The organism is Streptomyces sp. ActVer, assembly GCF_027270795.1.
In the GTDB taxonomy this organism is placed as follows: Bacteria; Actinomycetota; Actinomycetes; order Streptomycetales; family Streptomycetaceae; genus Streptomyces; species Streptomyces umbrinus_A.
Window position 1 is genome coordinate 23,992 of record NZ_JAPWHT010000011.1, and the last position, 16,405, is coordinate 40,396.

The 16,405-nt window shown below is 67.8% G+C and carries 11 protein-coding genes; 4 read left to right on the plus strand and 7 right to left on the minus strand.

The window, feature by feature from the left end; all coding sequences use genetic code 11:
- Positions 1-92 precede the first annotated feature (92 nt).
- Both O3Q52_RS03525 and O3Q52_RS03530 read left to right on the plus strand, forming a co-directional pair.
- Positions 93-7,052: a polymorphic toxin-type HINT domain-containing protein gene (locus O3Q52_RS03525; RefSeq protein ID WP_269647309.1), complete on the plus strand. Its 6,960-nt coding sequence runs from the start codon at positions 93-95 to the stop codon at positions 7,050-7,052.
- Positions 7,049-7,606, plus strand: coding sequence for a hypothetical protein (locus O3Q52_RS03530; RefSeq protein ID WP_269647281.1), 558 nt, complete (start codon positions 7,049-7,051; stop codon positions 7,604-7,606). Before O3Q52_RS03525 ends, O3Q52_RS03530 begins: the two co-directional genes overlap by 4 nt.
- A 77-nt stretch (positions 7,607-7,683) precedes the next feature.
- Here the strand turns inward: O3Q52_RS03530 and O3Q52_RS03535 are convergent, their stop codons facing one another.
- From O3Q52_RS03535 to O3Q52_RS03565, 7 genes are all read right to left on the minus strand, one after another.
- Positions 7,684-8,964 (minus strand): site-specific integrase, encoded by a 1,281-nt coding sequence (locus O3Q52_RS03535; protein WP_269647282.1) that lies wholly within the window; start codon positions 8,962-8,964, stop codon positions 7,684-7,686.
- Entirely contained in the window at positions 8,964-9,188 is a 225-nt protein-coding gene (locus tag O3Q52_RS03540) for a helix-turn-helix domain-containing protein (protein WP_269647283.1), read from the minus strand. The genes O3Q52_RS03535 and O3Q52_RS03540 overlap by 1 nt, the downstream gene beginning before the upstream one ends.
- Positions 9,188-10,633, minus strand: coding sequence for a replication initiator (locus tag O3Q52_RS03545; protein WP_269647284.1), 1,446 nt, complete (start codon positions 10,631-10,633; stop codon positions 9,188-9,190). Before O3Q52_RS03545 ends, O3Q52_RS03540 begins: the two co-directional genes overlap by 1 nt.
- Before the next feature lie 150 nt (positions 10,634-10,783).
- Positions 10,784-11,527 (minus strand): DUF2637 domain-containing protein, encoded by a 744-nt coding sequence (locus O3Q52_RS03550; RefSeq protein ID WP_269647285.1) that lies wholly within the window; start codon positions 11,525-11,527, stop codon positions 10,784-10,786.
- A 35-nt stretch (positions 11,528-11,562) separates the two neighbouring features.
- Positions 11,563-12,963, minus strand: a complete 1,401-nt coding sequence (locus O3Q52_RS03555; RefSeq protein WP_269647310.1) for a cell division protein FtsK — start codon at positions 12,961-12,963, stop codon at positions 11,563-11,565.
- Between the two features lie 10 nt (positions 12,964-12,973).
- On the minus strand, positions 12,974-13,162 hold the full coding sequence (locus O3Q52_RS03560) for a hypothetical protein (protein ID WP_269647286.1): 189 nt from the start codon (positions 13,160-13,162) through the stop codon (positions 12,974-12,976).
- Positions 13,159-13,512, minus strand: a complete 354-nt coding sequence (locus O3Q52_RS03565) for a hypothetical protein (RefSeq protein WP_269647287.1) — start codon at positions 13,510-13,512, stop codon at positions 13,159-13,161. Before O3Q52_RS03565 ends, O3Q52_RS03560 begins: the two co-directional genes overlap by 4 nt.
- A 177-nt stretch (positions 13,513-13,689) precedes the next feature.
- Here O3Q52_RS03565 and O3Q52_RS03570 point away from each other — a divergent pair, with 177 nt between their 5' ends.
- Together O3Q52_RS03570 and O3Q52_RS03575 are read left to right on the plus strand one after the other, a co-directional pair.
- Positions 13,690-14,559: a winged helix-turn-helix domain-containing protein gene (locus tag O3Q52_RS03570; protein WP_269647288.1), complete on the plus strand. Its 870-nt coding sequence runs from the start codon at positions 13,690-13,692 to the stop codon at positions 14,557-14,559.
- Positions 14,560-15,117: 558 nt separating this feature from the next.
- Entirely contained in the window at positions 15,118-16,365 is a 1,248-nt protein-coding gene (locus O3Q52_RS03575) for a helix-turn-helix domain-containing protein (RefSeq protein ID WP_269647289.1), read from the plus strand.
- Positions 16,366-16,405 lie beyond the last annotated feature (40 nt).

Below are 16,405 nucleotides of genomic sequence, written 5' to 3' on the forward strand. Positions count from 1 at the left end.
ATGACGATGGGGCGGAAAAGGCCATGAGGGCTGCACACCGAGTGGGACGGCGACGCTGGATGGGGCGTGCGGCCGCGGTTCTGTCGTTGGCCATGTTGCCGGGTCTGCTGGCTCCCATCGAGTACCAAGCCGAGGCTCAGGACAAGGGCCTCGGCCGACCGGACCTGCCTGCCCCGCGTGAAGCAGACCTACGCCCTGTCACCACGAAGCCGGACAAGAAGAGCGCCGCGGCGCTGAAGAAGGCGGAGGCCGCCGACAAGGCCGCGGCTTCACGCGCACGCAACGAGCAGCGGGTGAAGCCTGTATGGCCCAAGCCGGGCACGGTCACCGTCGACGTACCGGCCACCGGTACCAAGCGCGTCACAGCCGGATCGCTGCCCGTCACCATCGCCGCTCCCAAGTCCGGGCGCACCAAGGCAGCCGACGCGGTGACCCTCACGGTCCTCAACCGCAAGAAGGCTCGAGCGGTCGGCGTCGACGGGGTGCTGCTCACCGCCCAGGGCAAGCACAAGGGGGCTGCTCGCCTGACGGTGGACTACCGCAAGTTCGCCGCAGCAGGCGGAGACTTCGGCGGCCGGCTCCGCCTTGTGCAACTGCCCGCGTGTGCCCTGACCACACCCGACAAGCGTGTCTGCCGCGTCCAGACGGAGCTCGTCTCCTCCAATGACCGTCGGGCCGCCGCGGTAGCAGGAGATATCACGCTGCCTCAGCCGTCGGCTTCGAACGGCGATCGGCCCGCGGCCCGCAGCGCAGCTGCTCCGCGCCAGGCGACGGTGCTCGCCGTCACCGCAGGTGCCTCCTCAGGGCTGGGCAGCTACAAGGCCACCCCGCTTTCTGCCTCCTCCACCTGGGAAGCGGGTGGCTCGTCCGGATCGTTCAGCTGGAGCTACCCGTTCGGCGTGCCTGCCCCGGCGGCCGGACCCGGCCCGGATCTGGCTCTCTCCTACGACTCCAGCAGTGTGGACGGCCGGACCGCCAACACCAACAACCAGGGCTCCCTCGTCGGAGAGGGCTTCGATCTCACCTCCTCTTACATCGAGCGCAAGTACCACTCGTGCGACGACGACGGCCAGACCGACAAGTTCGACCTGTGCTGGAAATACACCAACGCCTCACTGGTGCTCAACGGCAAGGCCTCCGAACTGGTCAAGGACGACACCAGCGGTAAGTGGCGGCTGAAGAACGACGACGCGTCCAAGGTCGAGCACCTGACCGACACGGCTCTCGGCAACGGCGACAGCAGTGGCGAGTACTGGCGTGTGACGACGGGCGACGGCACCCGGTACACCTTCGGCCTGCACAAACTGCCCGGCGCTCCGAGCGGCGAGCGGACCAACTCCGTGTGGACCGTGCCGGTATTCGGAGACGACGAAGACGAGCCGGGGTACGACGGTGGCACCAGCTTCGCCGGGCGGTGGGACATCCAAGCCTGGCGCTGGAACCTCGACTTGGTCGAGGACACCTACGGCAACGCCATGACCTACTGGTACGCCACGGAGAAGAACTTCTACGCCAAGAACGGTGTCGACTCCCCTGGCACGGAGTACGTCCGTGGCGGCTACCTGAAGGAGATCCGCTACGGCCAGCGCGCCGAAGCACTGTTCAGTGCTACTCCGGCCGCCTCGCACAAGGTCACGTTCCCGGTCGCGGAACGCTGCCTGGCGGCGTCTTCGGGCTGCGACAGCTTGGACGAGGCGCACCGCACCAACTGGCCCGACGTGCCCTACGACGCGATCTGCAAGGAAGGGGACGCCTGCACCGGGCTGGGCAGCCCCACGTTCTTCACTCGCAAGCGGCTGACCGGAGTCGAAACGTACTTCTGGAACACGAAGCTGACGACCCCGGCCTTCGACCAGGTCGACTCCTGGAAGCTCAAGCACCTCTATCTGGATCCGGGCGAGGTCGGCGACTCGTCGGACCAGTCGCTGTGGCTGGACGAGATTCAGCGCACCGGAACCTACGGCACCGACATCGCGCTGCCCGCCGTCAAGTTCGGCCACCAGATGTTCAAGAACCGGGTGGACGGCACGGCCGACAACATCCTGCCGCTGGGCAAGCCGCGCCTGTCCACCATCGTCTCCGAAACCGGCCAACAGACCACGGTCAACTACCTGCCCGCCGAGTGCACCGCAGGTATGACCAAACCGGCGGAGGACAACAACACCAAGCGCTGCTACCCGGTGTACTGGTCGCCCAACGGGGGCTCCGTGCCCCAACTCGACTGGTTCCAGAAGTACCCCGTCTCGGACGTGCGTCTTGGCTCTGTCTACGGGGGCACTCTGGCCGTCAACCACCACTACGACTACTCCGGCGGCGGTGCGTGGCACTACAACGACGATCCCATGACAGTGGAGAAGGAGCGCACCTGGTCCGTCTGGCGCGGCTTCGAGAAGGTCACGCGCACCATCGGTGACGACACCGGCCCGAAGTCCAAGGACGCCACCGTCTTCCTGCGCGGCATGCACGGCGACAAGCAGAAGGACGGTTCCACTCGCACGGTGGAGGTCACAGGGATCAAAGCCCCGAAGATCACCGACCTGGATCGCTACGCAGGTGTCACCCGAGAGCAGGTCACCTACGACGGCGGTGAGGAAGTCTCCGGGAAGGTCAACGACCCCTGGTCGAAGAAGACCGCCACGCAACACAAGTCGTACGCCGACACCGAGGCCTACTACGTCCGCACCGAGGCCAGCCACTCCCGCACCCGGGTGACTTCGGGCGTCACCGCCACGGACAGGACGCGCACCTCTCGGACGACGTTCGACGACTACGGCATGCCCCTCACGGTGGAGGACTCCGGCACGGAGGCTTCCGGCGACGAGGTCTGCACGCGAACCTGGTACGCCCGCAACAGCACGGCAGGGCTGACCGCGCTGGTCTCCCGTGAACAGATGGTCGCCAAGGCGTGCGACGTGGCCACGGGCCTGCTCGACCTTCCCGCTGACGATTCCCGCCCCGGCGATGTCATCGCCGACACCGCCACCGCGTACGACACCACCACATGGTCGGCCACACAGGAGCCCACGCAGGGGCAGGTGCGGTGGATCGGCCGCGTCAACGGCTATGACGCCTCGGACAATCCGATCTGGCAGAAGGTGACCGCGACCGACTACGACACCCTCGGCCGCGCGACCCTGGTCTCGAACAACATAGGGAGCAGCACCCGGACCACCTACACTCCCGCCGCTGCCGGTCCGCTGACCCAGACCGAGGTGATCAACGCCAAGCAGCACAAGGCCATCACGGTGATGGACGCCAGCCGAGGCCTCCCGGCGAAGACCACCGACACCAACAACAGAATCACCGAACAGAGCTACGACAGCCTCGGCCGGATGACCGAGGTGTGGCTGCCGAACCGGTCCCGTGCCCTGAGTCAGGGCGGCAACTACAAGTTCGGCTACAGCATCTCCAGCACCGCCCCTTCGTGGCTCTCGACGTCGACGCTCGGCAAGACCCAGTACAACACCAGCTACGAGATCTTCGACGCGCTTCAGCGACCACGCCAAACACAGGCGCCCTCCCCGCGAGGCGGCAGGGTCGTCAACGAGACCATGTACGACGATCGCGGCCTGGCGGTCGAGACCAACGCCGACCTCTGGGACTCCACCGCCCCGGCAGGCGAGTTGGTCGGCACGGCGGGTGGGTCCGCACCGCTGCACACCGACACGAGCTATGACGGCACTGGTCGGTCGACCCAGGTCGTGACCAAGACCTACAACACCACGCGCTGGACCACCGGCAGCAGTTACACCGGGGACTCCGTCACCACCACCGCGCCGGCCGGCGGTAATGCCGTGACCGTGATGAGCAATCTGCTCGGGCAGGTCACCGAGCGGCGCGAGTACCCCAACCCCACCGCGATCGGCACGCCGGCCACCACCAAGTTCACCTATGCCGACGGCGGTCAGACGAAAACCATTACCGGGCCGGACGAAAAGCAGTGGCTCTACAATTACGACCTCCATGGCCGCCGAACCAGCGCGACCGACCCGGACAGCGGCACCACGGCGTCCACGTACACCAGCCTTGACCTGCTCGACACCAGCAGGGATGCCGAACAGCGAAAGCTGATCTACGGCTACGACGAACTAGGCCGCAAGACGGACCTGTGGCAGACCGAGAAGACCGACGCCAACAAACTCGCCAACTGGACCTTCGACACGGTCACGAACGGCAAGGGCTACCCGGCAGCCGCCACCCGTTACGTCGGCGGCAAGACCTACACGCAGAAGGTCACCGGCTACAACAGCCTCTACCAGCCCCTGTCCTCCGAACTGCAGCTGCCCGCGGCAGCCGACGAGCCTCTCGTCGCGGCGGGAGTACCGCAGACCCTGAAGTTCGAAACTGCCTACAACGTCGACGGCACCGTGCAGTACACCCGCGAGCCGGTCGTGGCGGGTATGCCCGCCACGGGCACGCAGACCTACGAGCAGATCGACTACACGTACAACACCCTGGGCATGCCCAACACGGCCAAAGGCGCGACCGGTTATCTGCTGGGCACCACGTACACGCCTGTCGGCCTGCTGGAGCAGCAGACGCTGGGCACCGACTCGGCGGGCAAGAAGGTCTATGTCGCCAACCAGTACGAGGACGGCACGCGCCGACTGACGGAGTCGGACGTCACCACCGACACCCACAGCTACATGGTGCAGGACCTCAAGTACTCCTACGACGCCGTGGGCAACGTCACCGCGGTGTCCGACACCGCCACCTGGCAGGGCACCTCACAGGCAGATAATCAGTGCTTCGCCTACGACGGGCACCGCCGCCTCACGGAGGCCTGGACCCCGAATACCGCGGACTGCTCGAGTTCCGGCCGCAGCACTTCCAACTTGGGGGGTGCAGCGCCCTATTGGTCCAGCTACACGTACGACAACGCGGGCCAGCGCAAGACCGAGACCCAGCACGGCCTTTCCGGTGACACCACGATCAACTCCACCTACGGCACCGCCACCGGACAGCCGCATCCTCTGACGAAGACCGAAACAAAGGTGCCGGGAAGCTCGACCCCGACCACGCGCGACTACAAGTACGACGCCACGGGCAACACCACCAGCAGGCCGGGCACCAAGGCAACGCAGACTCTGGCCTGGAACAGCGAAGGCCGACTCGCCGAAACCAGCGAGCCCGCAGCCGACTCCCAGCCGGCCACCGGCACCAAGTACGTCTACGACGCCGACGGGGAACTCCTCATCCGCCGCGCTGCCACCACCGACGGCGAGACGGTCCTGTACCTCGGCGCCACCGAGGTGAAGCTCTCGGTATCGGGCGGCGGCAAGGCCAAGGCGCTCTCAGGCACCCGTTACTACGCGGGAGGCGCCGTACGAACCGTCGGCGCGGGCAAGAACGAACTCACCTTCCAGGCGGGTGACCACCACGGCACCATGAGCCTGAGCGTCAAGGCCGACGCGACCCAGACTGCCACTCGCCGCTATCTCACACCGTTCGGAGATCCACGCGGAGACGAGCCCACCACATGGCCGGACGACAAGGCCTTCCTAGGAAAGCCCGCTGACAAGACGACTGGCCTGACCCATGTCGGGGCTCGCGAATACGACCCTGCCATCGGCCAGTTCATCAGCGTCGACCCCGTCCTCGACGGCAACAACGCCTGGTCCCTCAACGGTTACAGCTACGCGAACAACAGCCCCATCACTCAGTCGGACCCGAGCGGTCTGTACTGCGACGGCTGCAGTGTGGACAACCCGGACACGGCCTGGACCGCGGACAACGGGCCCGGATGCACGCACAACGCGTGCTACGACCACGACGGGAACGTCCAGTACGAGATCAGCCACGGTGGTGGCACGGGGGGCAACAACGCCGGCAACAGCGGCGGTGGTGGCGGCGGCTCGGGCAAGCAACCTGAGATCGTCCCCGGAGTCCCCATTCCCACGGAGGAAGACCTCCGGAACCGTGGCTACGACCCGTGGAAGAACCAGACGTATACCCAACTCCTTATGAAGTGGTCCGACGGTAAGTGCCTTGCAGAGCCGACAGGTCTGACCTGCAAAGCGGCCAATGCCTTGGGGTGGGTCAGCCCGACGCAGGACTTCCTGGAGTTCATCGGCGTACGCGACGCCATCGACTGCGCCAAGGGAAGCGTCAGCGGCTGCGTATGGACGGCAGTGGGACTGCTGCCGGTGGGCAAGCTCGCCAAGGCGGCGAAGCTCGTCAAGCGCGGCGACAACGCAGCTGCTGCGGCGTTGGCTTGCGTGAGGAGGAGCTTCCTCCCCGGCACTCAGGTACTTATGGCCGACGGCACCACCAAGGCCATCGAGGACTTGCGGGTCGGTGACGAAGTCCTGGCGACGGATCCCGAGACGGGGGAGACAGCGGCACAGAAGGTGACCGCTGAGATCTTGAGCGAAGGCGTCAAGAATCTCGTAAAGATCGCTGTCGAAGATGAACGGGGCAGTCGGCAGACGGTTACCGCCACCGACAACCATCCCTTCTGGGTCCCCGACCTGCGGCAGTGGGTGAGCGCCGGCGACCTCAAGCCTGGACAGTGGCTTCGGACCTCTGCCGGGACTTTCGTTCAGGTCGAGACGATCCAGCGCTGGACTCAGATCGCCCGTGTGCACAACCTGACCGTCGATGAACTGCACACGTACTATGTGCTGGCGGGGGCCACGCCGGTACTCGTTCACAATTCCAACTGCACCGTCTACCGGACGCAGACTTCGCACCCTGACAGCCAGCGTCTTGGGATCGATGCGAACGGAAACGTCTCGTTGAGCGGAGAAGGGCGCCTGTACTTGAACATGAGTGGCGACGCTTCGCATTCATTGCAGTTCCGTGGTGCAGACGGTCAGGTTTTGGGATTCGACGTGGACAGCTCATTCGTGAACCGGGTGCGCGAGTCGGCGCTTCCGCAGAGAAAGCCGCGCGGGTTCGCGGGAAGTACGCGAGAGTGGAATCAGCTCCGCAGAACGCAGCCGGATATTGCAGACCCTTCGGTTTCACCTGGGCTATATGGAATCCCGTCGAATATGTTCGGCGATCTCATGGGGGCAATCGTTCCTGGTTCGGGTCGGGTGGTTCGATGAGCGTCCACAAGTTCATTGGTGAACTGGAGCGAGTCGACTCCTCTCTCGCAGAGGGGACCGAAGCGCCGCCAGTCCTCGCTACGTTCCTGGTCACTACTAGCGTGGGCGCGGTCGACTATGTCGCTAGATTGCGGGCGGTACTGTCCGCTGCAATCCGCACGACGAATCAGGCTGATTTCGATTCGGAGACCATTTCGGAAACCCTGATCCCTGATTGGTTCGCAGAAGTGACTCGCGGCTCTGTTGTGGTTGGCCGTGACCATGTGGCGTCCTCGGGAAGCCAACAGTATGTTTCCCGTCGCGGTGAAGAGCCATGGGAGCTTCAAGATTGGCTCTTCTGCTTCGATCCGCAGTTGAGGGGTTGGGCGTGGTGGGATGTGACCCAACTCTCGAATGATGCGGTGGTGTTGTGGGTCGACTCGTCTGGCGAGCCCGCGTTCCCGTGTGAAGAGTTCCGCTGGCTGGCTTATGCCTGTGGCGCGAAGAACGTTGACGGACCTCTCCTCAGGCGCCTCTCGGAATGGCGGAAATCACATCAGGATCCGGCGACGTAGAGAAGCGCTCTGGGCCCCCTCTGGAACGTTCTGCAGAGGGGGCCCAGAGCACTTTGACGGCAACGGTGACGGCAACGTCAGCGGACGACGGCTGGGGTGGGCGGGTCGTCCGGGGCGTCGGTCGGGCTGAGGATGCTGCCGAGGGTGTTGATGGCCTGGCGTTGGAGTCGGAGTCGTACGTGGGCGTAGACGCCGGCAGTGACGCCGATGTGGGCGTGGCCGAGGAGTTCCTTGATGACGACGAGGTCGACACCCTGTTCCAGGAGCAGCGTGGCGGTCGAGTGCCGGAGGTCGTGGAAGCGGATGGTCCGGAGCCCTGCGTTGTGGAGGAGGCGGCGGAAGCGGCGGGTGGCGTTGGTGGGATCGAGCGGTTTGCCGTTCGGAGTGGTGAAGACGAGGCCGTTGTCCGTCCAGCCCGTTCCGGCCGCCTGACGCTCTTCCTGCTGCTGTTCCTTGTGGATCTTGAGGCAGCTGATGCATTCGGTGGGGAGGGCGATGCGGCGTTCGGAGGCGAGGGTCTTGGTGTGCAGGACGGTCAGGCCCTGGGTGCGGGTGCGCTGGAGGGAGCGGTGGATGGTGGCGGTGCCGCCGTCGAGGTCGAGGTCTTCCCAGTGGAGGCCGAGGAGTTCGCCCTTGCGGAGTCCGGTGCGCAGGGCGAGTTCGTACAGGGCGTGGAGCCGGTCGTTGTTGGCCGCCTGAAGCAGTTGCCGTGCCTCGGCCGCAGTGAGGGGCTGGAAGCGTCTCGGCCGGGGGGTGGCGGTCTTGACGTTCCGGGCGACGTTGCGTGGCAGTTCGTCCTCGCGGATGGCGTGTTCGAGGGCGGACTTGAGGACCGAGTGAACGTACGTCACGGTCAGCGGCGACAGCCGCTTCTCGCAACACTGGCCGATGGCGCAGCAGGACCGCCGGACGGAGTCTCGTTTCTGGGCGCAGCACTGGCAGGTGGTGCGGAGTCCGTCGAGGAAGGTGCGGACGTCGCGGGTGGTGAGCCGGGCGAGCTTCTTGGCACCGAGGCCGGGATTGAGGTGGAGGCGGATGGCGGCGGCGTAGCGGTTGTGGGTGTTCTCCCGCAGGTGGTGAACGGCGACGCCGTCCAGCCAGTGCGCGAGATAGGCGCTCACGGTGCTGTCGGCTGCCGCGACGGGGAGACCGCGGTTGCTGGCGGCTATCTTCTCGGTGAGCTTGGCCAGCGCTTCTTTACGGGTAGCGCCGTAGACGCGGACGCGCTTGCGGGTGTTGCCGGGGGCCAGCACGTACCCGGCGGCTTCCCAGCGTCCGTCCTTGCGCTGGTAGACGGTCCCGTCTCCGTTCGCACGGGTGCGGGAGCGGCGGGACGAAGCGGGGCGGGCTGTGGTCATCAGACGGCTTCCTGTTCCAGGTGGGTGCGGATGAAGTCGGTGAGGGCGTGGGTGGGGATGCGGCGGGCGCGGCCGAGGGTGATCGAGGCGAGCTGGCCGGAGCGGAGCAGGTCGTAGACGGCGGAGCGGCCGAGCTGGAGGCGGGCCATGACCTGGGGCACCGTGAGCAGATCCAGCACCGGTGCCGCCTCCGAGTGGCGAACGGCGAGCGGGGGCGAGGCCATCAGCAGCCCCCTTCGGCCGCGAACTGTCGTTCCAGTTCCTTGCGGTGCCAGACGTGGGCGGCGAGGAGTGCGGCGCCGGGGCTGTAGCCCGAGCCGAGGTAGTTCCAGTGGCCGATGACGAGAGTGGTGGTCGGGTCGAGGTCGGGCAGGTCGGCGCGGATGCGGGCCTGTTCGGTGCGCCAGGCGCGGCGGATGTCGCGCAGCGCGCCGAGGGTGGTGGAGTAGCTGCGGGACTTGGTGGAGAAGTGGCCCCGGAAGCCGAGCATGTGCGCCCACTTCCAGAGCTTGAGATCGGCGAACTCCGGCAGCCTGCCCAGCTCCCAGCAGGTGCGGATCATCTGCCGGACGTGGCGGGTGACGGCGAGCCGTGGCAGCGGGCGGGCCTGCCCGCTGCCGCCGCAGGCGGCGCACGGGAGAGGGGCCCCGTGGGGCAGGAGGACGGCGCCCCGGCCCTGGCAGGGGCGGCAGAACAGGGAGCGGTCGAGGGTGCCGGAGGCGTCGGCGGATTTAGTGGCGTACTTGGCCACGTAGGCGGCCACGGCCTGATCGGTGAATTCGGCGTCAGCGCCGAAGGAGGCGATCTCGCGCACGTCGAACTGTTCGCCCCAGCCGAGTTCGCGGTCCCCGACCGCGTCCGACTCGACCATGACGCGGACCCGTGCAGCGGCGGCACGGGCGGCCTCAGTGAGCACGGCGACGGTGGCGTATGGCGGCGGGGGCTGGCTGGTGCCGTCCGGGCCGTCGAGCCGGATGACGGCGTGGAAGTGGACCAGGCCGCGCTGCTGGTACTCGGCGACCTTGGCGAAGGAGACCCGCAGGATCGCGTGGGCGGCCTTCTGGGTCATGCCGAGCTGGGCGGCGATCTCGCGGCGCAGGTAGATGGTGAAGCGGGCCCACAGCGCGGAGGCGTAGGCGTTGAACAAGACCGCGCCTGCGTAGTCGTAGGTCGCGGGGTTCAGCGGCGTCCCGATCAGGGCGTCTGTGGGTTCGTGGAGCTTGCGGCAGCGGCAGGGCCGGATGTCGCCGCCGGGGGTGGTGGGGCGGTTGTGGACAGGGCCGAAGGATGGCGGGGTGAGGGTGGCGAAGACGCGGGGGTGGGTGCGGACGGTGTCTGGCACGGTCTTGCCGCCGGAGAGGCCAGCGCGGATGAGGTGGTAGGTGTCGGCGGCGTAGAGGCGGGAGCAGGCCGGGCAGCGCGAGGCGCGGCGGTTGCCGCACGTGGTGAGCAGACTGCCCGTGGGTTCCTCGGATGTGGTGTAGGAGCGCAGCACCTCACCTGTTGCGGTGTCGACGGTGGCGGTGCGGCCGATCAGACGTACGGGTTCGGTGCAGCCGCCGAGGCGCTCGATCTGCTGCTGTGCGCGGTCGAAGTCGGGGTGGTTGACCAGGTGGAGCAGGTCCCGCACGGCGGGGCTTGCCACGTGGCGCAGGTCCAGGGTGACCATGTCGGGGCGTGTCCCTTCTGTCGGGGTGGTGGCCCCGAGCAGCAACCGGCCCGTCAGGGAGGCGTGTTGGTGCTGCTCGGGGCATGACGAACCAGGCCCAGGGGTGGGCGTGGGTTCAGCGAGGGGGATTCGGCCAGCAGGGCGCGGGGCTCAGAGCTGAGCGAGCGCGGCGGTGGCCACCGGCGGGGCGACGCCCATTCGGTTCCCCAACTGGGCCGCAGTGATAGGCACTTCGTGCTCGGCGCGGTGGGTGTCCGCGATACGCCGGGCCGCATCCAGCAGAGCAGTAGGCAGAGCCGGGCGGGAGGTGGTCGTGGCCGTCTTGGTGACGGTGACCAGCGTGGGGGCCGGAGCTGAGGTGGGTTTCTCGGCCACGGCCCGATCAGGTGCAAGGGTGGGCGCGACGATCGGGGCCGATTCGGGGATCGGGGGCACCGTATTGGGGACCGGTACAGGGGTGGGCGAGAGCGGGACGGCCTCCAGGTGCGGGGTGGGGTGGGTGTGGAACTGGGCGAGGAAGGCGGGGCCGACGTGGCCCCAGCCGAGCAGTAGGAGCGGGGCGACAGTGTCCAGGCAGGCCCGTCCGTAGCGTCCGGCCAGCAGCGGTTCAGCGGTGTTCAGCGCGAGGGTGAGCAGGCCGCACAGGTGCAGCAGCCGGGTACCGGCCTTCAGCTCACGCTTGGGGACGCCGCGCAGGGCGAGGAACCGCAGTGCGACCAGGAGCCCGACGACTGACAGGTCCACCATGGGAGCGATCAGCGGCGCGATCGGGCGGGGAACGCCGAGCCGCAGGGCGAGCGCCCAGACGTTGCCGAAGGAGAAGACGAAGGCCAGGGCCGCGATGACCGCCATGACCACGGTCACGGTGCGTCGGGTGAACCGTTCCTCCGCCATATGCTCAACCTCCTTCCTGGAATGGGCTTTTGGGGCTACTTGGCGAGCGATGCAATGGCGTCGTCAGGCTCGTCATCGAGGATCGTGCGGCTGGTCGAGGCGAGGAGAGCATCCAGGCACAGGGCGGGATCGGCGGTCAGATGGGAAGTGTCCTCGGCGAGGCGGGCCGCGTCGGCGTCGGAGACGTAGGGGGTGCGGATGCGGGTGTAGCCGGGGCGGCCCTGCATCGCCATCACCGCGACGCCGACGTAGGCGGGGTCCTGCAAGGTGACCGGGCTGGCGTCGGGCCAGTTGCGGATGTCGTCGCCCAGCGCGGCCACCGCGGCTTCCACGGTCTTCTGAGCGAAGGACAGCCCGATGGGGCACACGTCGCGGATGAAGGTGGGGATGGCGTCGCCGGTGGTCTTCTGGCTGATGAGGATCACCAGGATGCCGACGCTGCGGCCCTTCTTGACCAGGTCCTCCACCAGCCGGGCGTTCTGCGCCGTCAGCGTGCCCAAACGTTTCGTCTCGGCGTCGCTGCCCCTGTACTCGCGGAAAAACGTGTGCGCCTCGTCGATGATCAGGACCGTGAGAGGCCACTCCGGCGAGGGGCCGGCGTGCCACATGTTCTTCACGCCCAGCACGTCACGGATGGTCGCCGAGCGCCGCCTGCGCAGCTCCACCAGGCGCTTGAACAGCGCGTTCGCCTCGTCGAGGTCGTCACCGCAGAACGCGAACATCCGCTTGACCAGGTCGGCGTAATCGCCCTCCGAAGACCGTGACACCTTGCCGTCCGCAGTCGCGATCTGCACGGCGGCCGACGGCGCGAAGTCGCAGACGAACTTGCTGACCCCTGAGGTTTTGCCCGCGCCGGGGACGCCGGCCACGGTCACCCCGGGCACGTTGGCCAGGGACACGCACACCTGCGCGGCGTACTCGTCCACCCCCAGTTCCCAGCGCGTCAGGTCCGTGGGCGGCCGGCCGGTGGGCCGGTGGGTGGTCGGCGTGGTCAGCGGGTCGGAGCGCACGCCCCGGATCACCACCCTGCCGGGGCCGTCCGGCAGCACAGAGACCCGCGTGCACCGCCAGGCGTCCGCCAGGAACCGCGCCGACTTCTGGTACTCCTCCAGCCCGACCTTCGGCAGCGTGCGCGCCCGGACGATCACCCCGAACTGATCCGCCTTGACCTTGATCCGGGGAGTCAGCACCCGAGGCGCGGGGGCGGGGCCGTCCTTCTGCGCGGTGATCTGCGCGAGGAGGCCAGGGGTCTTGTCGGTGACCGTGAGCCCCGCCATCCGCGCGAGCCGTACCCAGCCCCACCGCACCCGGACGGCTTGCCGCATGCTCACCCGCGTGCCCCGGTCGGCCCGCACGTAGCGCACCACCGTCACCAGCAGCCACACACCGACCAGCACGACCACGACCAGCAGCGCGTACGGCGCGTATTCCGTCATGTCCTCCACGTCAGGCCTCCTCTTCACGTATCAGGCGGAGCACGTGACCCAGGTCCAGGCGGGCCGCCTGCTCCGGGTACAGGCCGAGCAGATCGAGCACCGCAGACGAGGCGGCGAACGTGGCCTTGCCCTCGGTCCCAGGCAGGGGCCGGAGTGGGTACAACTCCCGCTCTGGTACGGAGTTTTCGAAGCGGATCACTGGGCCGCCTCCACCGTCACCAGTTCCAGCCGGGCAGCCCGGTAGGCGACGCCGTCGGAGAGCTGACCGTTGAAAATCCGCGCCCACGGAGTTGCGAACAGCTCCACCGGCCGCACCATCGCACCCGGCTTCAGCCCGGCCGCCAGGCCTGTCTCCGGGACCGTGATCTTCAGGACCTCGGCCCGGCCTTCCTCCATGAGCATCACGGTCACCGTGTAGAGCGACGCGCCGGTCTCCCGGTCGGTGGCGGCCTCCCCGGTCTGCTGGTCCTTGATCTTCAGCGTCGGGTCGGTGCCCGCGATGCAGACCGCCGACGGCAGCAGGGCAACACGGATACGGGTCATGGCCATGCCATCACATCCTCGTTCGAATGGAGCCGCTTGATCGACTCGCCATGAGCATAAGGAGAAGAGCGCTCAACTTGCAAGAGCGCTTAGCTTGTGACATCGATGAGGGCGTGTGAGCCCGGGTGGGTAGCACGTGGATGTGCCTGTAGCGCTACGGGCTACTGGCGATACCGTGGGGGCATGACCCTGCCCTTGGACGAGGACTCCAGGCCGCCCTATCTCCAGGCCGCCGAAGCTCTACGGGACGCGATCCTGAACGCCGAATTCCGCCCCGGTGAGCGCCTGCCCTCGGCCAACGTGCTGGGGGAGAGGTTCGGTGTCTCCAGCTCCACTGTTCAAAACGCTCTGCGGGTCCTCAAGCAGGAAGGGCTGGTCCATTCCCAGCTCGGCCGGGGCAGCTTCGTGAGCACGTCCGCGAACGGAAGCGCCGAGCCGACCGACAGTGAGCACGACGAGGCTGAAACCGGAGAGCCGGACTGGCCGGTCGATGTCATCCGTAACGAAGACGGCCGGCCGCCGTACGTTCAGGTGGCCGATGCCCTCCACCGGGAGATCGTGGAAGGCGTCTACCCTCCCGGTTCGCAGCTGCCCCCGGCCCGCGAGATCCAAGAGCGGTTCCAAGTCGCCAACTCCACCGCCCAGAACGCCTACCGCAGACTCAAGCAGGCAGGACTTGTGTATGCGGTCAAGGGACGGGGCGTCTTCGTGCGCCAAGAGCCGGAGCCGGGCAAGTACCACGGGCCGATCACGAACTACCTGCTGAGGGAGGAGATCGACCGAGAGGCCCGCGCAGCCGCCACCGAGTTCGCCGACCTCAGCGATGACGAGCTGCTGGAACGGGAAACGGAGCTGGACCAGCGGTGGGTCACGGTCCGTGAGGAGCATCAGCGGCTCTTCAACGAGCGCCGCAAGGTCAAACGAGAGAAGAGCCGACGAGGCCTGTTCCTGCCGCCCCTCCATGACGACGACGCCGAGCCGGACATGTCGCCGAGCGAGAAGCTGGAGACCGCACTGGCCGAATCGAAGAAGCGTCGGCAGCAGCGCCCCTGACCGCCAGTCTGACAGCGCGGACACTGGGTGAGCTGTTCAGAGTTTCCTTACTTGATCAAGGCGGTCCGCTGGCGCGGCCCGCGCGCGCTCCGGCCCTGTGGGGCCGCCGCCCGCTCCTGTCTCCGCCCCGCTGGCGACGGCCCCGCCGGTCCGGGCGCGCAACAGCCAGCACAGCGAACCATCCTGGGGCCCTGCCCCAGACCCCGGCCCTCTCTCTGAGGGGCAGGGGGTCGACTTGCGGGTGCGGCTTCGTCGTGGTGTGGGGGCGGGGTCGCGGGAGGGGGTCCCTCGCCGCCCGGTCACCGGAGGCGTACCAGGAACCCCCGGGGGCCGCCAAGGCCGAGCGCATGCGTCACGGTGTGAGCCTTGGCGGCCCCCGGGGAACCCTGGTCCGGCGAAGCTGCCCGACCGACGAGGGACCCCCTCCCGCTCAGGCATGGATGCTGCCGGAGTTCTGGCCCGCCACGTGGTGGGGCACTCCTGTGGGTGGGTGTCTGCCGGATCGCCCCTGGCTGATGTGCCGGCCGGGCGTACCGTGGAGTGGGAGGTGGTGAGTTGATGATTACGGAGTTGGCCGACAACGTCCGCAGGTACCGGCGTCGCGCGGGGATGAGCCAGGAGGAACTGGCCCATGCCGCAGGCGTATCGCCGGGCACGGTACGCAAGGCCGAGCAGGGCGGCACTCTCCGCATGGAGACCCTGCATACGCTCGCCCGCGCACTGGGCGTGACCACGGCCGCGCTGATGGCCTCGGATGCCCCGGAGCCCGTCGGGCGGACCGAGGAGCCTAACCGGGTCAACCTGATCCAGCTCCGCGCCGCCCTCACCCCGGCCGTCGGACTCGTGGACCAGGACGCCGAAGCCGTGGGCGAGGAACCGAACCTGCGCACCTTCCGGCGGACGCTGCAAGACGCACGGGTGCTGTACTTCTCCGACAGCTACAAGAGTGTCGCGGCCCAACTGCCGGGCCTGCTGCGTGATGCCGCCCAGGCCGTCGCCTACTACGACAGCGGGGACGAGCACCGACAGGCCCTGCTGGCCCGCGCCGAGGCGCTGCGTCTGGCCGGCACCTACCTCACCCAGGTACGGCAGTACGACATCGCGTACGCCGCTGTGCGCGGCGCCATCATGGATGCCCGTCAGGCCGGAGACATGCTTGCGGCGGGCTCCGGTGTCGGCTGCATGTGCTGGCTGCTGGTGAGACAGGGAAGGCTGGACGAGGCGGAACAGGTCGCCGCCCGGAGCATGGACGCGGTGGAGCCGAAGATCACCGGGGCCGAGCCGGACCACTACGCGGTGTGGGGCGGCCTGGCGATGGAGGCCGCCGCCGCAGCCGCGAGGAACAACCGTCCCGACGAGGCGAAGGCGTACCGTCAGGCCGCCCGGGTCGCGGCAACCGCTGTCGGGACAGCGCATCGCAACGTCTCCCGGCACTGGTCCGTCTTCGGGCCGGTCACCGTCGCCGTCAAGGCACTCGAAGACTCCATGGTCATCGGCGACGCCCGCGCGGTGGTGCGCAAGGCAGGCGAGCAGGAGGAGTTGTCGCCCAAGGCGTGGAAGCGCCTGGGCAGGCCCAGCACCAACGACGGGAACCGCTTCACCCTCGATGTGGCGCGCGCCCACACCCGGACCGGCGACCTGTCCGCCGCCATGGACGAGTTGACCCGCGCCCGGGAAGCCGCCCCGCAGTGGCTGCGGCACCAGAACGGGGCCGCCGAGACCATGCAGGAGATCCTGGGCAAGCGCAAGCGCACCCTCACGACGGAGATGCGCGAAATGGCCGACTACCTGGGCGTCGTCGGGTAGCTGCCACATAGCGTGGCAGTTCGTGAACCAAGAGTCGCGA